The sequence below is a fragment of the Streptomyces sp. NPDC018947 genome, from assembly GCF_044390505.1.
GTDB lineage: Bacteria > Actinomycetota > Actinomycetes > Streptomycetales > Streptomycetaceae > Streptomyces.
Genome location: NZ_JBIRZD010000001.1, coordinates 955,229 through 979,290 on the forward strand (window position 1 = coordinate 955,229; position 24,062 = coordinate 979,290).

The 24,062-nt window shown below is 73.6% G+C and carries 24 protein-coding genes; 13 read left to right on the forward strand and 11 right to left on the reverse strand.

The features are described 5' to 3' along the window. Positions 1–287: 287 nt before the first annotated feature. Positions 288–821 (forward strand): hypothetical protein, encoded by a 534-nt coding sequence (locus tag ACH499_RS04260; RefSeq protein ID WP_399013729.1) that lies wholly within the window; start codon positions 288–290, stop codon positions 819–821. After that, positions 818–2,176, forward strand: coding sequence for an ankyrin repeat domain-containing protein (locus ACH499_RS04265; RefSeq protein ID WP_399013731.1), 1,359 nt, complete (start codon positions 818–820; stop codon positions 2,174–2,176). The genes ACH499_RS04260 and ACH499_RS04265 overlap by 4 nt, the downstream gene beginning before the upstream one ends. 15 nt (positions 2,177–2,191) lie before the next feature. On the opposite strand, the gene ACH499_RS04270 is transcribed toward ACH499_RS04265, so the two are convergent. From ACH499_RS04270 to ACH499_RS04280, 3 genes are all read right to left on the reverse strand, one after another. Continuing rightward, positions 2,192–2,809 carry a TOPRIM nucleotidyl transferase/hydrolase domain-containing protein gene (locus tag ACH499_RS04270; protein ID WP_356196497.1) on the reverse strand — a complete coding sequence of 206 codons (618 nt, stop codon included), beginning with the start codon at positions 2,807–2,809 and terminating at the stop codon, positions 2,192–2,194. After that, complete coding sequence (locus ACH499_RS04275) at positions 2,802–3,473, reverse strand: exonuclease domain-containing protein (RefSeq protein ID WP_399013733.1); 672 nt, start codon at positions 3,471–3,473, stop codon at positions 2,802–2,804. The genes ACH499_RS04270 and ACH499_RS04275 overlap by 8 nt, the downstream gene beginning before the upstream one ends. Positions 3,474–3,567: 94 nt before the next feature. Beyond that, positions 3,568–4,542 (reverse strand): RNA polymerase sigma-70 factor, encoded by a 975-nt coding sequence (locus tag ACH499_RS04280; protein WP_399013735.1) that lies wholly within the window; start codon positions 4,540–4,542, stop codon positions 3,568–3,570. Positions 4,543–4,678: 136 nt separating this feature from the next. Between ACH499_RS04280 and ACH499_RS04285 the strand changes: the two genes are divergently transcribed. From ACH499_RS04285 to rbsD, 6 genes are all read left to right on the forward strand, one after another. Further along, positions 4,679–5,164: a carboxymuconolactone decarboxylase family protein gene (locus tag ACH499_RS04285; RefSeq protein WP_399013737.1), complete on the forward strand. Its 486-nt coding sequence runs from the start codon at positions 4,679–4,681 to the stop codon at positions 5,162–5,164. 204 nt (positions 5,165–5,368) lie between these two features. Beyond that, entirely contained in the window at positions 5,369–6,409 is a 1,041-nt protein-coding gene (locus tag ACH499_RS04290) for a LacI family DNA-binding transcriptional regulator (protein WP_356196488.1), read from the forward strand. Continuing rightward, complete coding sequence (locus ACH499_RS04295) at positions 6,406–7,935, forward strand: sugar ABC transporter ATP-binding protein (RefSeq protein WP_356196486.1); 1,530 nt, start codon at positions 6,406–6,408, stop codon at positions 7,933–7,935. The genes ACH499_RS04290 and ACH499_RS04295 overlap by 4 nt, the downstream gene beginning before the upstream one ends. Continuing rightward, positions 7,925–9,880 carry a substrate-binding domain-containing protein gene (locus tag ACH499_RS04300; RefSeq protein WP_399013740.1) on the forward strand — a complete coding sequence of 652 codons (1,956 nt, stop codon included), beginning with the start codon at positions 7,925–7,927 and terminating at the stop codon, positions 9,878–9,880. The genes ACH499_RS04295 and ACH499_RS04300 overlap by 11 nt, the downstream gene beginning before the upstream one ends. A gap of 130 nt (positions 9,881–10,010) precedes the next feature. Then, positions 10,011–10,916 (forward strand): ribokinase, encoded by a 906-nt coding sequence (locus ACH499_RS04305; protein ID WP_399013742.1) that lies wholly within the window; start codon positions 10,011–10,013, stop codon positions 10,914–10,916. Positions 10,917–10,944: 28 nt separating this feature from the next. After that, positions 10,945–11,334 carry a D-ribose pyranase gene (gene rbsD / locus ACH499_RS04310; protein WP_399013744.1) on the forward strand — a complete coding sequence of 130 codons (390 nt, stop codon included), beginning with the start codon at positions 10,945–10,947 and terminating at the stop codon, positions 11,332–11,334. Positions 11,335–11,410: 76 nt separating this feature from the next. On the opposite strand, the gene ACH499_RS04315 is transcribed toward rbsD, so the two are convergent. Further along, a complete protein-coding gene (locus tag ACH499_RS04315; protein ID WP_356196478.1) occupies positions 11,411–12,313 on the reverse strand; it encodes an NAD(P)-binding domain-containing protein in 903 nt (300 codons plus the stop codon). Continuing rightward, entirely contained in the window at positions 12,310–13,221 is a 912-nt protein-coding gene (locus ACH499_RS04320; RefSeq protein WP_399013746.1) for an NAD(P)-dependent oxidoreductase, read from the reverse strand. The genes ACH499_RS04315 and ACH499_RS04320 overlap by 4 nt, the downstream gene beginning before the upstream one ends. An 86-nt stretch (positions 13,222–13,307) precedes the next feature. Between ACH499_RS04320 and ACH499_RS04325 the strand changes: the two genes are divergently transcribed. Both ACH499_RS04325 and ACH499_RS04330 read left to right on the forward strand, forming a co-directional pair. Next, entirely contained in the window at positions 13,308–13,688 is a 381-nt protein-coding gene (locus ACH499_RS04325) for a helix-turn-helix domain-containing protein (protein WP_356196474.1), read from the forward strand. A 235-nt stretch (positions 13,689–13,923) separates the two neighbouring features. Continuing rightward, on the forward strand, positions 13,924–14,496 hold the full coding sequence (locus ACH499_RS04330) for a hypothetical protein (RefSeq protein WP_399013748.1): 573 nt from the start codon (positions 13,924–13,926) through the stop codon (positions 14,494–14,496). A gap of 13 nt (positions 14,497–14,509) precedes the next feature. Here ACH499_RS04330 and ACH499_RS04335 read toward each other — a convergent pair whose 3' ends face one another. Next, entirely contained in the window at positions 14,510–15,154 is a 645-nt protein-coding gene (locus tag ACH499_RS04335; RefSeq protein ID WP_399013750.1) for a dihydrofolate reductase family protein, read from the reverse strand. A gap of 227 nt (positions 15,155–15,381) precedes the next feature. On the opposite strand from ACH499_RS04335, the gene ACH499_RS04340 reads away from it, so the two are divergent. Beyond that, on the forward strand, positions 15,382–16,047 hold the full coding sequence (locus ACH499_RS04340) for a maleylpyruvate isomerase family mycothiol-dependent enzyme (RefSeq protein ID WP_399013752.1): 666 nt from the start codon (positions 15,382–15,384) through the stop codon (positions 16,045–16,047). Positions 16,048–16,075: 28 nt separating this feature from the next. Here the strand turns inward: ACH499_RS04340 and ACH499_RS04345 are convergent, their stop codons facing one another. Genes ACH499_RS04345 through ACH499_RS04355 form a run of 3 tightly spaced genes read right to left on the reverse strand, consistent with a single transcriptional unit; the run spans position 16,076 to position 19,202 of the window. Continuing rightward, entirely contained in the window at positions 16,076–16,906 is an 831-nt protein-coding gene (locus ACH499_RS04345; protein WP_356196467.1) for a sugar phosphate isomerase/epimerase family protein, read from the reverse strand. Then, positions 16,903–18,054: a dihydrodipicolinate synthase family protein gene (locus ACH499_RS04350; protein WP_399013754.1), complete on the reverse strand. Its 1,152-nt coding sequence runs from the start codon at positions 18,052–18,054 to the stop codon at positions 16,903–16,905. Before ACH499_RS04350 ends, ACH499_RS04345 begins: the two co-directional genes overlap by 4 nt. Continuing rightward, positions 18,051–19,202: a Gfo/Idh/MocA family protein gene (locus tag ACH499_RS04355; RefSeq protein ID WP_399013756.1), complete on the reverse strand. Its 1,152-nt coding sequence runs from the start codon at positions 19,200–19,202 to the stop codon at positions 18,051–18,053. Before ACH499_RS04355 ends, ACH499_RS04350 begins: the two co-directional genes overlap by 4 nt. 247 nt (positions 19,203–19,449) lie before the next feature. Between ACH499_RS04355 and ACH499_RS04360 the strand changes: the two genes are divergently transcribed. Both ACH499_RS04360 and ACH499_RS04365 read left to right on the forward strand, forming a co-directional pair. Next, positions 19,450–20,496, forward strand: a complete 1,047-nt coding sequence (locus ACH499_RS04360) for a LacI family DNA-binding transcriptional regulator (protein WP_356196461.1) — start codon at positions 19,450–19,452, stop codon at positions 20,494–20,496. A gap of 370 nt (positions 20,497–20,866) precedes the next feature. Beyond that, entirely contained in the window at positions 20,867–21,667 is an 801-nt protein-coding gene (locus ACH499_RS04365; RefSeq protein WP_399013757.1) for a sugar phosphate isomerase/epimerase family protein, read from the forward strand. Here ACH499_RS04365 and ACH499_RS04370 read toward each other — a convergent pair. Next, the gene (locus ACH499_RS04370) at positions 21,634–22,833 is read right to left on the reverse strand and encodes a DUF2637 domain-containing protein (protein ID WP_399013758.1); all 1,200 of its coding nucleotides are present in this window, start codon (positions 22,831–22,833) and stop codon (positions 21,634–21,636) included. The genes ACH499_RS04365 and ACH499_RS04370 overlap by 34 nt on opposite strands. Before the next feature lie 203 nt (positions 22,834–23,036). Further along, positions 23,037–23,984, reverse strand: coding sequence for an EamA family transporter (locus ACH499_RS04375; RefSeq protein ID WP_399013759.1), 948 nt, complete (start codon positions 23,982–23,984; stop codon positions 23,037–23,039). Between the last annotated feature and the right edge of the window lie 78 nt (positions 23,985–24,062).

Here is a 24,062-nt window from a genome sequence, read left to right on the forward strand (position 1 = left end):
CCGACGCCGTCCCGTCTCGGCGACGACTGGCGACGCGGCCGTTCCCCGTGGCGGGAGTGGCTGTCCGGCGCCGCCGGTGCCCTCTGCGCGCCCTCGCCCGCGCCACCGCGGCAGGCCGGACGTCTGCTCACCACCGCCGCGTCGGCGGCCTCGGCGGCCGGCCTGGCCGCACTGCCCGCCCGGGCCGCGGACCGCGCAGGGCCGGGCACCGGTGGCGTGGTGGACGCCCTGCGGGCGCTGCCGGGCCTGCGGGTCATCGAGGAACGGCCGATCGGGCGCTGCTCGAGGTGTCCGAGGACACGGCCGGCCTGCCCCTGTACGCCGACTCCACGGCCCGGCACTACATCCCCTACTGGTACCAACTCAGCACGCAGCTCGGTTACTTGAACGTCCCCACGGCCCACCTCGACGGGCTGCTGCGGTATCCGGGTGCCATCGAGCCCCGCAGCTTCGTGCCCCGCGCCGTCCCCATGCGCTTCGACGCCGGGGCCATGCGCGACATCGACCAGTGGGTGCGCGAGCGCGGCGACCGGGTGCTCTTCGTCAACGGCGGCCAGGACCCGTCCGTCGCCGAGTCCTTCCGGCCCGGTGGCCGTGACAGTCGGGCGCTGTGGGTGCCGGGCGGCAACCACCACGTCACCGTCGCGGACCTCCCCGGCGCCGACCGGGCGGTGGCCCTCGCCGTGATCCGGCGGTGGGCCCAGGGCTCCGGTGCGGCGCCGTCCGGCGGCGGGCGGACCACGGACCGGAATGCGCTTGCCGCGCCCGGGGTAGGTCGTCCAGGCTCGGCGAGCGTGAACGGCGGGAGGGGCGGTACGTGAGCGACAGTGAGCTGGACCGGCGGCTCGTGGCGGCGGTGGGTGCGATGGACGCCGAAGCGGTGCGGGCGCTGCTCGGTGAGGGGGCCGATCCGGACGCGCGGGGCGGTGACGGGCTGCCGGTGCTGTGCGCCGCCGTCGCGGCGTACGACTCCGCCGTCGCCGACGCGCTGGTCGAGGCCGGGGCCGATCCCGACCGGGTGCTGCCGGACGGGACCACCCCCCTGTGGCGTGCCGTCGACGGCGGTTCTCCGGCCGTCGTCACGGCCGTCCTCGGCGACGAGCCCCGGCTGCGGCTGCCGCACGAGACGCGGGAGCGGCTCCTCGGTCTGGCCCGGAGCTGGTACGAGACGGGCGCCGCCGAGGAGTTGCGGCGCCGGACGGGTGCGCCGGGGCCGGCCGGGACGGTGCGGGTGTCCGACGACGTGGACGCGTACCACTGGGTCGAGCAGGTCTCGCTCGGCGGCCTCGTCGTACGGGCCGGGCACGGCGGTGTCCTGACCGTGCTGGAGTGGGCCTTCCGTGTGCTGACCCCCGTGGACGAGCTGATAGCCCGCGCCGCCGGCCTGCCCGACGAGGACCACGCCACGTGGTGGGAGGTGGTCTGGGTGCTGCTCCAGCGCCGCAGCCCCGAGACCTGGTCGGCGGTGGTGGCCCACCGCCACCACCCCGATCCGGCGCACCGCCGCTTCGTGGCGGAGTACCTGCGCACCCGTGGAATCGTCGTGCACGACTCCCCGTACGCGGAGCGGGAAGGTGCCTTCCTGGCCGACTGGGCGGCGCGGGAGTCGGACCCCGGGATGCTCGCGAGGGTGCTCGACGCCTACGCCGAGTACGAGCACGACGGCCGGGAGAGCGCCGGACTGCGCCACGCCGGACACCCCGACCCCCGGGTACGGCGGGAGGTTCCCGACCTCTTCTTCCCGGCCGAGGGTGCCTCCCTCACGCCGGGGGCGCGGACCGCGCTGCTCGGCCTCCTGCGGGACCGGGACGCGGTGGTGCGGGCCGGTGCCTGCCGGCCGGCCGTGTCCGACGCCGGCCTTCTCGCCCCGGCCGTGCGGGCGCTGATCGGCCTGGCCGGCGGCCCGGACGCCCGGCTGCGGGGCGAGGCAGCGGCGCTCCTGGCCTCCTGCCGGGACCGTACGCCCGCGGTCGCCGACGCCCTGTTCGCGCTGCTGGACGACGACGACCGGATCACGCGCCTGGAGGCCGCGTACGGTCTCGCCCTGCGCGACGACCCGCGCACCGCCGGGGCCATCGACCGGGTCGGGCCGCTCGGCAGCGCGTTCGTGGACGACCACAGGGAATCGGCGCTCTGGCGGTGGGCGCGGGAGAAGGCCCGGCCGGAACCCGCGTGACGGCCCGTGCCGGCGTCAGAGCGCGGCGAACAGGCCCGCGAGCGGGGCGGGGACGCCGGCCGGGTCGAGGGCCTCGGTGAGGACACGGCCGTAGTGGATCTTGCGGCCCTTCTTGGTGCCGAGGAAGCGGCGCAGTTGCTGCCGTGCGGTGCGGTCCCGCTGCGCGGGCTGCCGGAGGAAGGTCCGCAGTGCGCGCTGGTCGCCCTCCGCCTCGACCAGGTCCGTCACCCGCTCCACGCCCAGCGCGCGGACGAGTTCGTCCTCCAGGTCGGCCGCGCAGACGAACAGGCCGTCCGGTGCCTGGCTCGCCCGGTCCAGGGCGCGGACGTAGTAGCCCCGCTCCCGCTCGTCGCACAGTCCCGTGAGGCGCAGGCCCAGGCCGGACGGCCCGAGCAGGCCCGCGAAACGGCCGACGTTCATCGCGCCGCCCATCGGCAGGACGCAGATCCCCTCCGCCGCCAGGTCCCGGCCCCGGCGCGCGGCCAGCGCGTCCACCGCCGCCGCGTCGCTCAGCCCCTCCAGCAGGACGGCCGTACGGACGGACAGGCGCCCCGCCAGCTCCCGCGCGGGCCCGCCGGGGCCCCCCGCCGCCCACGCCGTGACCGCGTCCCGGAACGCCCCCATGTCAGCCATGCGACGAGTCTGCGTCCTCGGCGGGCACGGCGACAGCGGTTTTCTCGGGTGCGGGTGGTGGCAACTTCGGATGGCGTCCGGGCCGTTCGGCCGTGGCCGGCCATGCCCCGCGGCCCAGCAGGTCGAGGACGAGCGCGGCGATGTTCCACGCGTCGTCCTCGCCGCGGTGGTGGCGTCCCTCGAGCGGCAGTCCGGCGATCCGCAGGGCCTGGTCCATGCCGGGCTTCCTGCCAAGCCCGTGGGCCGCGGCGAACACCGCCTTGGCGTCGGTGTGGCTGCGTTCCGCCGGGAAGCCGAACGGGTAGGCCACCCCGTCGGCCCGGCACTGCCGGGCGAACTGCCGGCGGTCGTACTCGCCCCAGCTCGCCCAGGGGCGCTCCCCGGCCCCGTGCTCCTCGACGAGGATCCGGCAGGCCTCGGCGAAGGTGACGCCTCGTTGCACCTCGGCCCGCGTCAGGCCGGTCAGTGCGGTGCAGAAGTCGCTCACGGCCGACCGGACGGGGCGGACCAGGAGGCGGTGCCGGGACACGCGGCGGGCTGCCGGCACGTCCACGACGGTCAGACCGATCTCGATGATCTCGCTCACGGAGCCGGGGGGCGGCTGACCGTCCCAGCAGGTGGCTTCCACGTCGATGACGTTCAGCAGGCAGGCTCCGCGGCGCATGGGGCCGAGGGTAGGCAGGCACGCCCGGTGCCGGCACCTCGATTTCCGCGCCGCCGCTCCAACCGGCGCGCCCGGCCGCAGGGGTGACGTCCCCTCAGCGGTGCAGCACCCTCTCCCGTCGCATCCCCGTCAGCTTCTCCGGGTTCCGCACGGCGTACAGCCCGGAGATGCGGCCGTCGTCGAAGCGCACGGCCATCACCGTGTCCAGCTCGCCGTCCAGCCGCATGAGCAGGGCCGGGCGGCCGTTCACCTCGGCCGCCGCCATCGTCACCTCGGCGGCCTGCTTCACCAGCCCGCCGATCAGGAGCCGGGCCACCTTGTCGGCGCCCGTGACGGGCCGCAGGATGGCCTGCTTGACGCCGCCGCCGTCGCCCACCAGCACGACGTCCGGCGCGAGGATGTCGAGCAGGCCCTGGAGGTCGCCCGTCTCGACCGCCCGCTGGAACGCGTCGAGCGCGTGCCGGGTCTGGGCCGGTGAGACGGCGCCGCGCGGACGGCGTGCCGCCACGTGCGCGCGGGCCCGGTGCGCGGTCTGGCGGACGGCCGCCGGGCTCTTGTCGACGGCCTCGGCGATCTCGTCGTAGTCCAGGTCGAAGACCTCGCGGAGCACGAACACCGCCCGCTCGGTCGGCGTGAGCGTCTCCATGACCAGCATCATCGCCATCGAGACGCTGTCGGCCAGTTCCACGTCCTCGGCCACGTCCGGCGCGGTCAGCAGCGGCTCCGGCAGCCAGGGACCGACGTAGGACTCCTTGCGGCGGCCCAGCGTGCGCAGCCGGCTCAGCGCCTGCCGGGTGGTGATGCGCACCAGGTACGCGCGCCGGTCGCGCACCGCGGCGAGGTCGACGCCCGCCCACCGCAGCCAGGTCTCCTGGAGGACGTCCTCGGCGTCCGCGGCCGAGCCCAACAGCTCGTAGGCGACGGTGAAGAGCAGATTGCGATGGGTGACGAAGGCCTCCGTGGCCGGGTCCGCCCGCCCGGTGCCGGACCGCTCCGCCTCGCCCTGTTCCCGCCCGCCGTGCTCGGTCGTCACCGGCAGCTCCCCCTCGTACGCCTTCAACGGTGTCATGCGCACAGGACGCCGGCCGGCGCCGTTCTGTGACACCCGCGCCCCATGGTCCACGTCACACCGCCGTCCTGTCACACCGGGCGGGGCGTCGGCATCTCGTGTTCGTTCCGTACGAGCACGAAGTGAGGACGAGACCATGGACACCCGTTTCAACCTTTTCGAGAACGAGCTCGCCGGCCGGTTCGCCAAGCGCTTCGCGGGCCTCGCGCAGATCCTCCACCAGTCGCCGCTGCCGCGGTCCACGCAGGAACTGGTGTCCCTGCGCGCCAGCCAGATCAACGGCTGCGGCCACTGCATCGACATGCACGTCAAGGAGGCCGCGGCCGCGGGCGAGTCGGCCGTCCGGCTCCACCTGGTCGCCGCCTGGCGCGAGTCGACGGTGTTCACCGAGGCCGAGCGGGCCGCGCTGGCGCTCGCCGAGGAGGGCACCCGGCTCGCCGACGCCCACGAGGGCGTGTCCGACGAGACCTGGGCCCTGGCGCGCAAGCACTACGACGACGACCAGCTCGCCGCCCTGATCTGCCTGGTCTCCGTGATCAACGCGGCCAACCGGCTCGCCGTGATCACGCACCAGAAGGGCGGTTCCTACGAGGCCGGCATGTTCGCCGCCGCGATGAGCTGACCCGCCCGGCGCGTCCGGCGCGGCCCGGACCGGGATCGTGACGATCCGGGTCCGGGCCGCCGCGCGTGCGGCCCCGTCCCCGTCCACCGGCGGCCCTTTTCGGTCACGATTGGGTTTCAGCCACCCCGCCCCCTCTTGCCACCCTCCCGTGTAATCGATTCCAATCCTCGGTGTAATCGATTCCACGAGGAGGTGGAAACGACGATGGCGAGCATCAAGGACGTCGCGGCCGAAGCGGGCGTCTCCGTCGCGACGGTCTCGCGCGTCCTCAACGGCCACCCGTCCGTCAGCGCGGAGGCACGCACCCGCGTGCTCGCCGCCGTCGAGACGCTGGGCTACCGCCCGAACGCCGTCGCCCGGTCCCTGCGCACCGCCCAGACCCGCACCCTCGGCCTGGTCATCAGCGACGTGCTGAACCCGTACTTCACCGAACTGGCCCGCTCCGTCGAGGAAGAGGCCCGCGCGCTCGGCTACAGCGTGATCATCGGCAACGCCGACGAGCGGCCCGACCTCCAGGACCACCACGTCACCACGCTGCTGGACCGCCGTATCGACGGGCTCCTCGTCTCCCCCACCGACGGCGGCTCCCCGCGCATGCTCGACGCGGCCCGCGCCGGGACGCCCATGGTCTTCGTCGACCGCTGGATCCCCGGCGTCGACGTGCCCGTCGTCCGCTCGGACGGGCGGGCGGCGGTGCGGGACCTGGTCGCCCACCTGCACGGGCTCGGGCACCGGCGGCTCGCCATCATCGCCGGGCCGGCCGCCACCACGACCGGCCGCGAACGCGTGGACGCCTTCCGCGAGGCGCTCGGCGCGTACGGGCTCGACCTCCCGGACGCCTACATCGGCCAGGGCGACTTCCAGGCCGGCAGCGGGCGCCGGGTCACCGAGGGCTTCCTCGACCTGCCCGAGCCGCCCGAGGTCGTCTTCGCCGCCGACAACCTGATGGCGCTCGGCGCCCTGGACGCCGTACGCGCGCGCGGGCTGCGTGTCCCCGACGACATCGCCCTCGCCGCGTTCGACGACATCCGCTGGTTCGTGCACACCGACCCGCCGGTCACCGCGATCGCCCAGCCCACGGGCGACCTCGGGCGGGCCGCGGTGCGCGCGCTGATCGACCGCATCGAAGGGCGGCCGGGCGAGTCCGTCACCCTGCCCGCCCGGCTCGTCGTGCGCCGCTCGTGCGGCGAAGCGGCCGGCCGGCGCCCTCTGTCCCCCTCCCCCGTACGAAGGAGTACGCCGTGAGCAGCCGTGATCCGGACGAGTTGCTGCGCATCGAGGGCATCCGCAAGACCTTCCCCGGTGTCGTCGCGCTCGACAGTGTCGACTTCGACCTGCGCCGGGGCGAGGTGCACGTGCTCCTCGGCGAGAACGGCGCGGGCAAGAGCACGCTGATCAAGATGCTCTCCGGCGCCTACACACCCGACGCCGGGCGGATCCTGGCCGACGGCGAGGAGGTGCGCATCAACGGCGCGCAGGACTCCGAGCGGCTCGGCATCGCCACGATCTACCAGGAGTTCAACCTCGTCCCCGATCTGACGGTCGCCGAGAACATCTTCCTGGGGCGCCAGCCGCGCCGGCTCGGGATGATCGACCGGAAGAAGATGGAGGCGGACGCCGCGGTGCTCCTGGAGCGGGTCGGCGTGAACGTGTCGCCGCGCGCGCGGGTGCGCGAACTCGGTATCGCGCGGCTCCAGATGGTCGAGATCGCCAAGGCGCTCAGCCTGGACGCCCGCGTACTGATCATGGACGAGCCGACCGCCGTGCTGACCTCCGAGGAGGTCGACAAGCTCTTCGCCATCGTGCGGCGGCTGCGCGAGGACGGGGTCGGCATCGTCTTCATCACCCACCACCTGGAGGAGATCGCCGCCCTCGGCGACCGCGTCACCGTCATCCGCGACGGCCGCAGTGTCGGCCAGGTGCCCGCCTCCACGCCCGAGGACGAGCTGGTGCGCCTCATGGTCGGGCGCTCCATCGAGCAGCAGTACCCGCGTGAACGCGGCGACGCCGGCGAGGCGCTGCTCGCGGTCGAGGGGCTGACGCGCGACGGCGTCTTCCACGACGTCAGCTTCGAGGTGCGGGCCGGTGAGGTCGTCGGCATCGCGGGCCTCGTCGGCGCCGGGCGCACCGAGGTCGTACGCGCCGTGTTCGGCGCCGACCCCTACGACGCCGGTGTCGTGCGCGTGGCGGGCACACCGCTGCGGCGGCACGACGTGAACGCCGCGATGGCCGCCGGGATCGGGCTCGTCCCCGAGGACCGCAAGGGTCAGGGACTGCTGCTGGACGCCTCCGTCGAGGAGAACCTCGGCCTGGTGACCCTGAGGTCCACCTCCCGCGCGGGACTGGTGGACCTCAGGGGCCGGCACGAGGCGGCACGGCGGATCGCCGGGCAGCTCGGCGTGCGGATGGCCGGTCTCGGGCAGCACGTGCGGACCCTGTCCGGCGGCAACCAGCAGAAGGTCGTCATCGGCAAGTGGCTGCTGGCCGACACCAGGGTGCTGATCCTCGACGAGCCGACGCGCGGCATCGACGTCGGTGCCAAGGTCGAGATCTACCAGCTCGTCAACGAACTGACGGCCGCCGGTGCCGCCGTCCTGATGATCTCCAGCGACCTGCCGGAGGTGCTCGGTATGAGCGACCGCGTGGTCGTCATGGCGCAGGGCCGCGTCGCGGGCGAACTCCCCGCCGAACAGGCCACCCAGGACGCCGTGATGGCGCTCGCCGTCAGTACCCCCCACAGCAACGGAACGGAGGCCTCCCGTGGCCACTGACTCGCTCAAGAGCAAGCCGGGCGCGCAGGGCGCCTCGGGCGGACTGCGCCGCCTGCTGCTCGACAACGGCGCGCTGACCGCGCTGATCGTCCTCGTCGTCGCCATGTCGGCGCTGTCCGGGGACTTCCTGACCGCCGACAACCTCCTCAACGTCGGCGTCCAGGCCGCCGTCACCGCGATCCTCGCCTTCGGCGTCACCTTCGTCATCGTCTCGGCGGGCATCGACCTGTCGGTGGGCTCGGTCGCCGCGCTGTCGGCCACCGTGCTGGCGTGGAGCGCCACCGAGGCCGGGATGCCGGTCTTCCTGGCCGTGGTCCTCGCGGTGGCGACCGGTATCGCGTGCGGTCTGGTGAACGGCTTCCTCATCTCGTACGGGAAGCTGCCGCCGTTCATCGCGACGCTCGCCATGCTGTCGGTGGGCCGCGGTCTGTCTCTCGTCATCTCGCAGGGCTCGCCCATAGCCTTCCCGGACTCGGTCTCCCACCTGGGTGACACGCTCGGCGGCTGGCTGCCCGTGCCGGTGCTCGTGATGATCGTGATGGGTCTGATCACGGCGTTCGTCCTCGGCCGGACCTACATCGGCCGTTCCATGTACGCCATCGGCGGCAACGAGGAGGCCGCGCGGCTGTCCGGCCTGCGCGTGAAGCGGCAGAAGCTCGCCATCTACGCCTTCTCCGGGCTGTTCGCCGCGGCCGCGGGCATCGTGCTCGCCTCCCGGCTGTCCTCCGCGCAGCCGCAGGCCGCGCAGGGCTACGAGCTGGACGCCATCGCCGCCGTCGTCATCGGCGGTGCCTCGCTGGCCGGCGGCACCGGCAAGGCGTCGGGCACGCTGATCGGCGCGCTGATCCTCGCGGTGCTGCGCAACGGCCTCAACCTGCTGTCCGTCTCCGCGTTCTGGCAGCAGGTCGTCATCGGTGTCGTCATCGCACTCGCGGTGCTGCTGGACACGCTGCGGCGCAAGGCGGGCGCGACCACTCCCGCGGCCGGGGCGTCCGGTGACGGGGGCCGGGCCAGGCAGGCCCTCACCTATGTGATCGCAGCGGTCGTGGCCGTGGCGGTCGTCGGCGCCACCTCGCTGCTGCACAACGGCTCGTCGGCCGGGAAGTCGCAGAAGATCGGCCTGTCGCTGTCGACGCTCAACAACCCCTTCTTCGTGCAGATCCGGGCCGGTGCCCAGGAGGAGGCGAAGAAGCTCGGCGTGGACCTGACGGTCACCGACGCGCAGAACGACGCCTCGCAGCAGGCCAACCAGCTCCAGAACTTCACCAGCGGCTCGCTCTCCTCGATCATCGTCAACCCGGTGGACTCCGACGCCGCCGGTCCCGCGGTGCGCGGCGCGAACAAGGCCGACATCCCGGTCGTCGCCGTGGACCGCGGCGTCAACAAGGCGGACACGTCCGCGCTGGTGGCCTCCGACAACGTCGAGGGCGGCGCGCTGGGCGCCAAGGCGCTGGCCGAGAAGCTGGGCGGCAAGGGCACGATCGTCATCCTCCAGGGCCAGGCCGGCACCTCCGCCAGCCGGGAGCGCGGGGCGGGCTTCGCGGCCGGTCTGAAGGCCTACCCGGGCATCAAGGTCGTCGCCAAGCAGCCCGCGGACTTCGACCGCACCAAGGGCCTGGACGTGATGACGAACCTGCTGCAGGCCCACCCCGGCATCAACGGTGTCTTCGCCGAGAACGACGAGATGGCGCTCGGCGCGATCAAGGCGCTCGGTTCCAAGGCAGGCAAGTCGGTCCAGGTCGTCGGCTTCGACGGCACGCCGGACGGGCTGAAGGCGGTCGAGGCGGGCACGCTGTACGCGTCCGTCGCGCAGCAGCCGAAGGAACTGGGCCGGATCGCCGTGCGGAACGCGCTGCGGGCCGCCGAGGACAAGAAGGTGGAGAAGATGGTGAAGGTGCCGGTGAAGGTGGTCACCAAGGAGAACGTGGCCGGCTTCGAGGGCTGACACGGGCGCACGGACGTGCGCACGGGCGGGCGGTCACCACGACCGCCCGCCCTCCTGACTCGTATGCACTCGTCATTCACTCGTCCTTCACTCGGATCTACTCGGACTCACCCGGAACGGGGAGCGATTCATGTACGACTACGACCTTCTGGTCGTCGGATCGGCCAACGCCGACCTGGTGATCGGTGTCGAGCGGCGGCCCGGCGCGGGCGAGACGGTGCTCGGCTCCGACCTGGCCGTCCACCCGGGCGGCAAGGGCGCGAACCAGGCGGTGGCCGCCGCCCGGCTGGGCGCCCGTACGGCCCTGCTGGCCCGGGTCGGCGACGACTCCCACGGCCGGCTGCTGCTGGACTCGCAGCGGGAGGCGGGCGTCGACACCGTCGGTGTGCTGGTGGGCGGTGCGCCGACCGGCGTCGCGCTGATCACCGTCGACCCGTCCGGGGACAACAGCATCGTGGTCTCGCCGGGCGCGAACGGCCGGCTGGCGCCGGAGGACGTGCGCGCCGCCGCGAGTCTGTTCCAGGCCTCGCGGGTCGTGTCGGCGCAGTTGGAGATCCCGCTGGAATCGGTCGTGGAGGTCACCCGGAGCCTGGCGCCGGGCAGCCGCTTCGTGCTGAACCCCTCGCCGCCGCGCCCGCTGCCGCGGGAGGTGCTGGCGGCCTGCGACCCGCTGATCGTCAACGAGCACGAGGCGAAGGTGATCCTCGGCGACGCGTGTGTGAGCGGGCGTCCCGAGGACTGGGCCCGTCTCCTGCTGGCCAAGGGGCCGCGTTCGGTGGTCGTGACCCTGGGCGCGGAGGGCGCGCTGGTCGCCTCGGCCGCCGAGGGCGTCACCCGTGTGCCGTCCGTGAAGGTGGACGCGGTGGACACGACGGGCGCCGGGGACGCGTTCACGGCGGCGCTGGCCTGGCGGCTGGGCACGGGCGAGTCGCTCGCCGCGGCCGCGGCGTACGCGGCGCGGGTCGGGGCGGCCGCCGTCACGAAGGCGGGGGCGCAGGTGTCGTACCCGACGGCGGCGGAGGTCGACGCGCTGTGAGCGGGGCGGTCACGCGGGGGGAGGCACGGTGAAGAAGGCCGGGATACTCAACCGCCACCTGGCCGGGGCGCTCGCCGGACTCGGCCACGGCGACGGCGTGCTGGTGTGCGACGCCGGGATGCCCGTCCCCGACGGCCCCCGCGTCGTCGATCTGGCCTTCCGCGCCGGGGTGCCGTCCTTCGCCGAGGTGCTGGACGGCCTGCTGGACGAGCTGGTGATCGAGGGTGCGACGGCGGCGGCGGAGGTACGGCAGGCCAACGCGGAAGCCGCCGCACTGCTCGACGAGCGCTGCCCGGACCTGCGGCTGGTCCCGCACGAACGCCTGAAGGAACTCTCGGCCGGCGCCCGCCTGGTGGTCCGCACCGGCGAGGCCCGCCCGTACGCGAACGTGCTGCTGCGCTGCGGGGTGTTCTTCTAGCCGGACGCGACGCGGGCGTGTCCTCCCGGGACGACGACCGGGAGGACACGAGGCGCGCGGCGGGTGGGGCCGGACGTCAGGGACGGCGGCCCTGCGCGTCCGTTCCCGGTGTCCGGATGCCGTCGACGATGCGGGTCCAGTTGTCCTTCCCGTGACCGTCGGCGATCGCGCGGTGGTAGTGCGCCTGGACGGCGCGCGGGAGCGCGAGGTCGATGCCGAGGGCGGCGCTGGTGGCGACGATGTGGTCCGTCGTCGCGCCCATCATGGCCACCGTGCTCAGATGGCCCGGGTGCTCGCCGGCGTCGATCTGCGCGCCGACGTTCTCACCGGCCCGGAGCATCGCCGGGATGTCCGTCAGGGTCGACATCAGCTCCGAGACCGCCTCCGTCGCGGTGATCCCGGCCGAGCCCAGCAGCGCGGTGGCGTGCATGAGCGCCGACAGGCTCGTCAGGAACACGTCGAGGTGCGCCTGGTACATCAACTGCGCCAGGCCGGGGTCCTCGCCGAGGTGGCGCGGGGCTCCGATCCGGGTCAGTACCGCGCGGTGCTCCTCGAAGGCCTCCGCCGGGCCGCTGTAGTACACGTAGGCGGCCTCGGTTCCCACCATCGGCGCGGGCACCATCACGCCGCCGGTCACGAAGCGCGCCCCGTGCCCGGCCGCCCAGGCGGCGGCCTCGCGGGCCCGGTCGGGGGTGTCCGAGCTGAGGTTGACGACGGTGCGGCCGGCCAGCTCCGCGGCCGCGGGCCCCAGGACGTCGTACATCGCGTCGTAGTCGGTGAGGCTGAGGATCACCAGCTCACTCGCGGCGACCGCGTCGGCGGGCGAGGCGGCCCGGACGGCGCCTTCGGCCACGACGGCGTCGGCCCGGGCGGCGGTGCGGTTCCACACGGTGACCGGGTGGCCGGCGGCGAGCAGCGTACGGACCATGGCCTGGCCCATCGGGCCGAGTCCGAGGAGCGTGACGGGGGTGGCGTTCATGCGGCGTCCTCCTCGGCGGAGCCGGCGGCGCGCAGGCCCTCGTAGATCCTCGCGAAGCCCTCCGCGCCGTGACCGGCCTCCTTCTGGCGGCTGATCAGCGCCTGGACGGCGGCGATCGGGGAGGGATCGACGCCCTCCTCCTCGCTGGCGCGCACCAGGTCCGACAGGTCGGAGAAGTCCAGGCTCTGCTGGCCCGGGACGGTGTAGTCGCCGCCGTCGACGACCTTCGCGTAGCCGGCGAACTCCTGGGTCATGGCGGACAGGAACGGGGTCTGCCGGGCGGCGAACTCGGACGCGCTCATCCCCGCGGAGGCGGCCATCGCCGCGCCGTGGAGGAAGCCCGCGAACATCTGGTACATCCCGGACAGCATGGCCAGGTCCACGAGCGACGCCCGGCCGGCGTCCTCGCCGTGGAACTCGCTCGCGGCCCAGACGCCGAAGGCCGGCCGGAGGGTGTCGTACGCCGTCCGCGAGCCGCTGTAGAAGATCTGGCCCTCCCCGGACCCGATCATGGCGGGTACGGCCATGATGGCGCCGTCGAGGTACTCGACGCCGTGTCCGGCCGCCCAGGCGGCGAGTGCGCGGGACTCGTTCGGCGTGGTGGTCGTGAGGTTGACGAGGGTGCGGCCGCGCAGCTCCTCGGCGGCCGGGTCGAGGGTCTCGCGGACCGAGGGGTACTTGAGCAGGCAGGCGACGACCACCGGGCTCGCCGCCACGGCCTCGCCGACCGAGCCCGCGGCACGGGCGCCGCGGGCCACCAGCTCGGCGGCGCGGTCGGGGGTTCGGTTCCAGACGGTGACGGAGCGGCCGGCGTCGAGCAACGCGGTCGCCAGCGCGCGGCCCATCGCGCCGAGGCCGAGCATGCTGACGTCGGTCGGCTGGGCGGGGTTTCTCGTTGATTCGGGCACGACGACCATGCTGCGGAACGCTGTATCGTCGCGGAAGTACCCACTATTTACTGCGGTACTTACCTTTTGGTAAGTGAGGAGGATCCATGGCGAAGGCGTCCCGCAACGGTCCCTACATCTGTGGCATCGACGCCGCGCTCGACGTCGTCAGCGGTAAGTGGAAGGGCCTCGTCCTGTGGGAGCTGGAGGCCCACGGCATCCGGCGTTTCGCCGAGCTGCGGCGGGCGCTGCCGGGCGTGAGCGAGAAGATGCTGACGCAGCACCTGCGCCAGATGGAAGAGGACGGCCTCATCCACCGCCGGGTCTACGCGGAAGTGCCGCCGAGGGTGGAGTACTCCCTGACCGAGTCGGGCGCGGCACTCAACGAGGCACTGCGCCCCCTCGGCGAGTGGGGCCGCGAGCGGATCCACCGCGACGGCCTCCACGTCGTCGCGGCCCCCGAGACCGCGGTGCCCGCACCCTCCTGACCCGAGGGCCCCCGGACAGCCGGGAGGGCCCGGTCACCGACCGGACCCTCCCGAATTCCTCCCCCTCGGACCCCCGCGATCCCCCCGGATCTCCCCCGCAGGCGTCCTGACGCCCCGTACGACCCGCGGGGGGCGGGGAGGGTTGCACGGGGCGGCGAAAATTCTCGCCGGGAGGCCGGTGAGGGCTTCCGCAGCCGCTGAACAGGAGTCCCGCCCAACGCATGAAAGGAACGCCGTGCCGGAGGAAGAACCCGTTGTCGACGCCGACTCCTGGAAATCGGCCCTGCTCGATCTGTTCGGTGGCGGCTGGACCTTCGCTCAGGTGGGTCCCAGGCGTCATGACGACTGGCGCCGTGACATGACCGCGCTCATGGCTCTCAAGGCTGTCGATCCACGACACTGGGCCTCGCTCAATTACGCGCCCGACAACGAGAACCGCGGTGGGACGAACTCACCGTTCTTCCCCTGGAGTCCCGAGGAGACCGGGGCGTCGCTGCACGAGGTCGGAGTGGAATCGGCCGGTCGGCTCCTGGTGGCCCTGCAAGGCGACTTGTACCAGGCTTCCAGCATCCCTGATTTCGAGCAGCGAAAGGAAGGACTCTTCCGGAGCGCACGCACGATTCTGTCGCGGTTCGGCGCCAACAGTCGATTCTTCACGAATGCCGCCGAGGCCCGCAGAGACCCCAACGCCGACCTCCTGAACCCCGACACGGAGTGGGACTGCCTTTCCGTCTACATCACTGACTGTGGGCTCGTCGCTGTGTCCGACACGGAGATCGGCGTCTTCTGGGCGTTCTGGGACGACTGAGCCGCCCCTCGGCTCACCTCCGCCAGAACAAGTGGTGCGTCACGCCGCTCGGGCTGGGGACGGTTTCCAGGTGGAAGCGGTCGAGGAGGTCCTCGGGGGACTCCCACAGGCGCAGGCCCGTGCCGAGCTTCACCGGGGAGACCGCCACGTGGAGGGTGTCGACCAGGTCGGCGTCGAGGAACTCGCGGATGGTGGTGACGCCGCCGCCGAGCCGGACGTCCTTGCCCCGGGCCGCCTCCCGTGCCTGTTCCAGGACCGTGGCCGGGCTGCCGTCCACGAAGTGGAACGTGGTGTCGGAGAGGGTGATCGAAGGGCGCGGGTGGTGGGTCAGGACGAACACCGGGGTGTGGAACGGGGGCTCGTCCCCCCACCAGCCCTGCCAGTCGTGGTCCCGCCAGGGCCCGCGCTGGGGGCCGAACTTGTTGCGGCCCATGATCTCGGCGCCGATGTTGCGTGCGAAGTCCCGCGTGAAGTAGTCGTCGATCCCTCGGCTCCCCCCGGGGTCGGTGCGCATCGGCCAGCTCGCCGTGGCGCCGGCCCAGGAGAACAGCCTCTCCGGACTCGGGAGGCCGAACGGGCACTCCAGGCTCTGGTTCTCGCCGGCGCCGATCCCGTCGCTCGACACGTTGAAGTTCATGACTCTCAGCAGTTGGTCCATCGTGTGCGTCCCGTCTCTCCTCGTGGGGCGAGGTGCCCCACATCGGTACGTCGAACGGGACACGACCGGATCGACAGCAGAGCCCGCCGAGTTCCGTATCCTTCTTCGCTCACCGGCGATGACTTCGCCCCGGAGCCGGAGTCTCCTTCGGGAGCGCCCCCTGCCGGACGTCCGTCGACCGGGCCGGGGGCGGCCCGATCACCGTCCCCGACAGGAGTCCAGCCCTCATGACTGATCCGGCACTGACAGCGGACCGCAACCGCGAGACCGGGATCTGGCCCTCGATCCACGCCGAGCGAGCCGCGCTGGCCGCCGACCTCGCGGAGCTGACGGACGAGCAGTGGGCGACGCCCTCGCTCTGCGCCGGACTGACGGTGCGGGAGGTACTGGCGCACCTGACCGCGGGCGCGAGCCTCACCCCCGTGAGCTGGCTGGCGGGAGTGATCCGCTGCCGGTTCGACTTCGACAAGCAGGTGGCCGTGCGGCTGGCCGAGCAGCTCGGAGAGGGCCCGGACGAGACCCTCGAACGCTTCCGGCGCATCGTCCCGAGCAGGACCAAGCCGCCCCTGCCCGCCATCGCCATGCTGGGCGAGACGATCGTGCACGGAGAGGACATCCGGCGCCCGCTCGGCATCCGCCGCGACCACCCGATCGAGGTCGTCACGCAGGTGGCCGAGTACTACCGGGGCTCGGACATGGTGGTCGTCGCCAAGGGGCGCGTCGCCGGCCTGGGACTCGTGGCGGACGACGGCCCCTTCGCGGCCGGTTCCGGACCCCTCGTGTCCGGCCCCACCGTCTCCCTGGTGATGGCCATGACCGGTCGCGCGGCCTGCTGCGACGATCTCGAGGGCGACGGCGTGGAGCTCCTCCGCGGCCGTTGCGGGACGGCGTGACACGTCACCGGCCGGCTCGGACGGTGACTTACGCCGCGTGTTCCACGAAGCGGCGGGCCGTCTCCGCCAGTACCTCACGGCCGTCCCGGGACCACAGGGCCTCGTTGAAGAGCTCGACCTCGATCGGGCCCGTGTAGCCCGCCGACTCCACGCGGGTCTTCCACTCGCGCATGTCGATCGCGCCGTCGCCGATCTGGCCCCGGCCGTTGAGGACGCCCTCGGGCAGGGGGGTCGTCCAGTCGGCGAGCTGGAAGCTGTGGATGCGGCCGGCCGCACCGGCGCGGGCGATCTCGGCGGGGGCCCGGTCGTCCCACCAGACGTGGTACGTGTCGACCGTGACGCCCACCTGGTGGGCCGGGAAGCGTTCGGCGAGGTCCAGGGCCTGGGTGAGGGTGGAGACCACGCAGCGGTCGGAGGCGAACATCGGGTGCAGCGGCTCGATGGCGAGGCGGACGCCGTGCCGTTCGGCGTACGGGGCGAGTTCGGACAGGGCGTCGGCGATGCGTTCGCGGGCCGCGCTCAGGTCCTTTGACCCGGGCGGGAGACCGCCCGAGACCAGGACCAGGGTGTCGGTGCCGAGGGTGGCGGCCTCGTCGACGGCCCTGCGGTTGTCGGCGAGGGCCCTGGCGCGTTCGGCGGGGTCGGTCGCCGTCAGGAAGCCGCCCCGGCACAGGGTGGTGACGCGCAGGCCCGCGTCGCGGACCAGCGCGGCCGCCGCCTCGACGCCGTATGACTGGACGGGCTCGCGCCACAGGCCGACGTTGCCGATGCCCAGGTCGCGGCAGGCCGCGGTCAGCTCGGGCAGGGAGAGCTGCTTGACCGTCATCTGGTTGACGCTGAAGCGTCCGAGGCCGGTCACCGGTCCACTCCGTGCAGCGCGAGAAGGGTCCGCATCCGTTCCTCCGCCAGTTTCGGGTCCGGGAACAGGCCGAGGCCGTCGGCGAGTTCGTAGGCGCGGGCGAGGTGCGGCAGGGAACGGGCCGACTGGAGGCCGCCCACCATCGTGAAGTGGCTCTGGTGACCCGCGAGCCAGGCCAGGAGGACCACACCCGTCTTGTAGTAGCGGGTGGGGGCCTGGAAGAGGTGGCGGGACAGGGGCACCGTGGGGTCGAGGAGGGCGCGGAAGCCCTCCGTGTCGCCCGTGTCCAGGACGCGCACCGCCTCGGCGGCCAGCGGGCCCAGCGGGTCGAAGATGCCGAGGAGGGCGTGGCTGAAGCCCTCCGCGTCGCCCGCGATCAGCTCGGGGTAGTGGAAGTCGTCGCCCGTGTAGCAGCGCACCCCGCGCGGCAGGCGGCGGCGCAGGCCGATCTCGCGCCCGGCGTCCAGCAATGAGACCTTGATGCCGTCGACCTTGCCGGGGTGGGCGGCGATGACCTCCAGGAAGGTCTCCGTGGCCGCGTCGAGGTCGCACGAGCCCCAGTAGCCCTCCAGCGCCGGGTCGAACATCGGGCCCAGCCAGTGCAGGATCACCGGCTCGGCGGACTGGCGCAGCAGGTGGCCGTACACCTCCATGTAGTCCTCGGGGCCCCGGGCCGCGGCGGCGAGGGCGCGGGAGGCCATCAGGACGGCCTGCGCGCCCGACTCCTCCACCACCGCGAGCTGTTCCTCGTAGGCCGCCCGGACCTCGGCGAGGGTGCCGGTGGTGAGCTGGTCCGTGCCCACTCCGCAGGCGACGCGGCCGCCGCACGCCTTCGCCTCGGCGGCGGACCGGCGGATCAGTTCGGCGGCGCCCTCCCAGTCGAGGCCCATGCCGCGCTGGGCGGTGTCCATCGCCTCGGCGACGCCGAGCCCGTGGGACCACAGGTGGCGGCGGAAGGCGAGCGTGGCGTCCCAGTCGACGGCGGCGGGGCCGTCCGGTGTGGTGTCCGCGTACGGGTCGGCGACGACGTGCGCCGCCGAGAAGACCGTACGGGAGGTGAAAGCGCTTGCCGAAGAAAGGGTCAGGGGGTCGGTGCGCGGCTCGTAGGCGCGCAGGGTGCCGTTCGCGTCGGGGAGGTGCAGGGTCACAGGGAGATCTCCGGTACGTCGAGGCGGCGGCCCTCGGCCGAGGACCTCAGGCCCAGTTCGGCGAGCTGGACGCCGCGGGCGCCGGCCAGCAGGTCCCAGTGGTACGGGGCGCCGGCGTAGACGTGGCGCAGGAACAGCTCCCACTGGGCCTTGAAGCCGTTGTCGAACTCGCCGTTGTCCGGGACCTCCTGCCACTGGTCGCGGAAGACCTCGGTGGCCGGGACGTCCGGGTCCCAGACCGGCTTGGGGGTGGCGGAGCGGTGCTGGACGCGGCAGCCGCGCAGGCCCGCGACCGCGGAGCCCTCGGTGCCGTCGACCTGGAACTCGACCAGCTCGTCACGGTTGACGCGCACCGCCCAGGACGAGTTGATCTGGGCGATCGCGCCGCCCTCCAGCTCGAAGACGCCGTACGCGGCGTCGTCGGCGGTGGCCTCGTAGGGCTTGCCGTTCTCGTCCCAGCGCCGCGGGACGTGGGTGGCGGTCAGGGCCTGCACGGACCGCACCCGGCCGAACAGCTCGTGCAGCACGTACTCCCAGTGCGGGAACATGTCGACGACGATGCCGCCGCCGTCCTCGGCGCGGTAGTTCCAGGACGGGCGCTGGGCCTCCTGCCAGTCGCCCTCGAAGACCCAGTAGCCGAACTCTCCGCGGACGGACAGGATCCGGCCGAAGAAGCCGCCGTCGACCAGGCGCTTGAGCTTGAGCAGGCCGGGGAGGAACAGCTTGTCCTGGACGACGCCGTGCCTGATGCCCGCGTCGTTCGCCAGGCGGGCGAGCTCCAGGGCGCCGTCCAGGCCGGTGGCCGTGGGCTTCTCGGTGTAGACGTGCTTGCCCGCGGCGATCGCCTTCCTGATCGCCTCCTCGCGGGCCGAGGTCACCTGGGCGTCGAAGTAGATCTCGACGCTCTCGTCGGCGAGCACCGCGTCCAGGTCCGTCGAGACGTGCTCCAGCCCGTGCCGCCCCGCCAGCTCCCGCAGCGCGTGCTCGCGGCGGCCGACCAGGACCGGCTCCGGCCACAGCACGGTGCCGCCGCCCAGGTCGAGGCCGCCCTGCTCGCGGATGGCCAGGATGGAGCGGACGAGGTGCTGGCGGTAGCCCATGCGGCCGGTCACACCGTTCATGGCGATACGCACCGTCTTGCGTGTCACGTCGTTCCCTTCGTACGCGGTCCGCGCGCCGTCCGGTCGGACGGACAAGCGGTTCAGCAAGCGCTTTCTATACGGGCCGAAGCTAACCTGTGGACGGAGGTCCGGACAAGGGTCCGTTCCGGACGGGTCGCCCGAGGGGGCGGACGGCGGCGGGCGCGGGCCTTAGGGTCGGCACGGCACCGGGCCCGGGGTCCCCGGCTCCGAGGACCGGGGCGTACGACGAGACGCGCGACCGGAGGACGAGGACATGACGGTGACACTGGCGGACGTGGCGGCCCGCGCCAAGGTCTCCCCCGCGACGGTGTCGCGCGTGCTGAACGGGAACTATCCCGTCGCCGCCTCCACCCGCGAGCGGGTGCTCAAGGCCGTGGACGACCTGGACTACGTGCTCAACGGCCCCGCCAGCGCCCTGGCGGCGGCGACCTCCGACCTGGTGGGCATCCTGGTCAACGACATCGCCGACCCCTTCTTCGGCGTGATGGCCGGTGCGATCCAGTCCGAGATCGGCGGGCCCGGCGGCAGGGCGGGCGGCGAGAGACTCGCCGTGGTCTGCAACACCGGCGGCGCCCCGGAACGCGAGCTGACCTACCTCACGCTGCTCCAGCGGCAGCGGGCGGCGGCCGTGGTGCTGACCGGCGGGGCGAGGGAGGACGCGGCACACCAGGCGGCCGTGGCGGCGAAGCTGCGGAAGCTGGCGGACGCCGGGACGCGGGTGGTGCTGTGCGGGCGGCCTCCGGTGCCGGGGACCGGGGCGATCGCGCTGACCTTCGACAACCGCGGGGGCGGCCGGACGCTGACCGAGCACCTGGTCGGCCTCGGCCACCGGCGGCTCGGCTACATCGCGGGCCCCGAGGAGCGGACCACCACCCGGCACCGGCTGGAGGGGCACCGCGCCGCGCTCGCCGCGCACGGCATCGCGGAGGACCCCCGCTGGACGGTCCACGGCCGCTACGACCGGCAGTCCGGCTACGAGGCCACGCTCGAACTCCTGCGCAGGGATCCGTCCCTCACCGCGGTCGTCGCCGCGAACGACACCGTGGCGCTCGGGGCCTGCGCGGCGCTGCGGGACTCCGGGCTGCGGATCCCGCGGGACGTGTCGGTGGCCGGCTTCGACGACCTGCCGTTCAGCATCGACGCCGTCCCCGCGCTGACGACGGTGCGGCTGCCGCTGGCGGAGGCGGGGGCGCGGGCGGGGCGGATCGCGATGGGCCGTGAGGAGGCTCCGCCCGGCGGGATCGCCACGGTGCGGGGGGAGTTGATGGTACGGGGGTCCTCCGCGGTGCCCCGGGCGTAGGCGGGGGCGGCGCCGTGCCCCGGGGCGGCGCCGGTGAGGGCGCCGTCGCCGTGACGGCGCCCGGTGTCCGCGCCGGTGGTGGCGGGGCCGCCGCCGCCCGTCCCCGCTTCGGACCCCACCTCCTCCCCGAACGCCGGACGACTGCGGGATCGCCGGTCGCCCCCGACGGGTTACTCGCGCGGGGGGTTGCGGCGGGAGACGCCGGAGGCAGCCGCCTCCCGGCCCCGCTTCCGCCGCGACCGGACCGGCTTCCCCGTTCCCCCGGGGAGGGCGAGACCGCGGCACGACGGCCGCCCACGGGACGCATGTCTGCCGCGACACCCCCTCTCCGAAGGAATCCGCAGGCCGTCCGCGGGTAGGGTCCCCGGGCATGAAGCTGGCGTTCTCCACCCTTGGACTGCCCGGACAGCCACTGAGCGAGGTGCTGCGGCTCGCGACCGCTCACGGATACCACGGCGTCGAACTGCGCGCCCATCCCGAGGAGCCGGTGCGTCCGGACCTCACCCCCGAGGAACGGGCCGACGTGGCCGCCGCGTTCGGGGCGGCCGGTGTCGAGGTGCTCGGTGTGGCGGGATACGCGCGGGTCGCCGCGCCCGGCGACGACGACGCCGTCGTCGCCGAGATCCGCGCCCTCCTCGACCTGGCCCGCGACCTGGGCGCCCCGTACGTCCGCGTCTTCCCCGGCGGTGACCCCGGCCAGAGCCCCGAGGAGGCCGACGCGACGGCCGCCCGGCGCCTGGGCACCGCCGCCGAGTACGCCACGGACGCGGGTGTGCGGATCCTGCTGGAGACCCACGACTCCCACCGCACCGGCGCCGACGCGATGCGCGTCCTCGGACTGGTCGGCCACCGGCAGGTCGGCGCCCTGTGGGACATCATGCACACCTGGCTCGGCGGCGAGCAGCCCACGGACACCTACGCGGCCCTGTCCCCGCACCTCGGCTACGTGCAGGTGAAGGACATCGCCTCCCCCGACGACACCACGCCGCTGCCGCTCGGCGCGGGCGTGCTGCCGCTGGCGGAGTGCGTGGAGGTGCTCTCCCGCGAGGGCTGGGACGGCTGGCTGTGCTGGGAGTACGAGAAGCGGTGGTACGAGGCCGCCGCCCCGCTGCCCGGCCTGCTGGACGAGGGCCGCCGTCACCTCGCCCGGCTGCTCAACGAGTCCGCCTGAGAACCGGCGCTCCGGGGCTGGGGGACGGGGCCGGGCGGCTTCCGCGGCTGGTTGCGCAGCGGACGGTTGTCGCTGATCACGTACGTCTTGGGCGGGGGCTGCGTACGGGGCCCGGGCGTCGGCGGCCGCTGCCCGCGCCCGTCGGCCCGCCGGGGGCCCTCCGCAGGCGCGCCGTCCTTGCGCGCGCCCGGGTCGCCGGGGCCCTGACCCGGTGCCGGGTCGGCCGCCCGCGCCGCCTCGGCCCCCTCGGGGGACCGCAGCCGGTGCCTGGGGGTGGCCCGCCGGGGCGGCCGGGTGAGCGTGATCTGGCGTACGAGCTGCTGGAAGCAGGTCAGCGACGCCAGCCCCGGCAGGGCGGCGGCCGCGACGTCCATGAGGGTGCGGGGAGCCTCGGCGCAGACGCACAGGACCATCGCGATGAGCGAGAAGGCCAGGACCACGCACCAGGAGTGCACGGCGCGGCGCCGGTGCAGGGCCGCGCGCAGGACCGACAGCGACGCCGCGAGCCAGGGCCCGTAGACGAGCAGGGGCCACCAGGACACGGCACCGGACTGCAGGCGGGTCAGGGCGACGACGCGCAGGGGGTCGTAGGCGACCACGCCGCCGAAGAAGCTGACCGCCGAGGCGATGACGGTGATGACGGCGGCGATGGCGTAGCTGACCGCGTGCATCCCCCGCGGGCGGCGTCGTTCCCGGGTCCTGCGGTGGCGGCGGGCCACCCGCAGGGGGGGCAGTTCGGCGGTGATCGCCTGGAGGTTCTCCAGGGGAGTGCCCGTCGCCTCGGGTGCGGGCGGCGGTGCCTCGTACCCGGGCGGGGGCGCGTCGTACCCGGGCGGGGGCGCGTGGGGGGCCTGCTGCTCCTCCAGGGCGTCCTGGAGCATGAAGGCCAGCTCCTCGGCCGGGTCCCAGGACATGTCCAGGTCCGGGTCGAGGGGGAGGGAGTGGTCGACGTCGGGGGCGCGGTGACGGCCGGGACCCGGCTCGGCGCGGTGACCGTACCCCGGCTCGGGGGTGGGGTACGGGGTGGCGTCGGGGCCGAGGTGGAAGGACGCGTCCGGGCCGGGATACGAGCCCGGATCGGGGCCGGGGTAGTAGGCCGGTCCCGGTCCGGGGTAGGGGTGTGGCGCGGAGGAATCCGGTCCGTAATACCGTTCTTCTTCGTACACGGCCCGGTCACACGGCCCGTGAGAAGGCGGGCCGTTCCTTCGTCGCCAGGCCCCCCGCCGTGTCTGCGCGATCAGAAGCCCAAGGGAGACACTTTCCCCCAGTTACCTTGGTCATATTCCCACTAACGTCGGCCCGCCTCAGCCGGATGCGCGGCAAACGAGTGAACGGTTATGCAGACAAGTAGTCCGCGTTTTCATAGGGATTACGCACGGTGGTACTCGGGACGGGCGGCCTCCGCGAGGGGCTCCACCGGGCGTTCGGACCGCTCGCCGCCCTCGGCCGGGCGCCCGCCGCGTCGCGGGAGGGTCAGCGACGTCATGGCCACGCCGCCCACCAGCAGCGCCGCCGCGCACCACCGCAGCGGGGTGACCGGCTCGCCGAGGAACAGGGCCGCCGACGTCATGCCGAAGACGGGCACCAGCAGGGAGAACGGCGCGACCGTCGAGGCGGGGTGGCGGCGCAGCAGCCACCCCCAGGCGCCGAAGCCGAAGACCGTCGAGACCCAGGCGACGAAGAGGATCGTGCCCGCGCCCTGCCAGTCCAGGCCGCGCAGGGCTTCGAGGTCCCGGGAGGGGCCCTCGGTGAGCAGGGAGAGGGCGAGGAGCGGCAGGACCGGGACGGTGGACACCCACACCATGAAGTTCAGCGCGTCCGGCGGGGCCGCCCTGCGGGTCAGGACGTTGGACACGCCCCAGGCCGCCGCCGCGGCGACCACCAGGGCGAAGGCGCCCAGCGGGCCGGAGGTGCCCTCGTCGACGGCCGCCACGCCGATGCCCGCGCAGGCCACCACCATGCCCAGCACCCGGACGCCGGCGGGGCGTTCGCCCAGCACCGCCGCCGCGATCACGGCCGTGAAGACGGCCTGGATCTGCAGCACCAGGGAGGACAGGCCGGCCGGCATCCCCGCGTCCATGCCGACGAAGAGCAGGCCGAACTTCGCCACCCCGAGCGCCAGGCCCACCGCCACGATCCACTTCCAGGCCACCTTGGGGCGCCCCACGAAGAACACGGCGGGCAGGGCCGCGGCCAGGAAGCGCAGGGCGGAGAAGAGGAGGGGCGGGAAGTGGTCGAGGCCGATCTCGATGACGGTGAAGTTGACGCCCCAGACGGCGGCGACGAGCACGCCGAGGGCGAGGTGGGAGGGTCGCATACAGGGAGCATCGCCCGGCCTGATCGTGTAGCACCAGCGATGATTGCTGCATGGTTGGATGAAGGAACGCTTCATCAC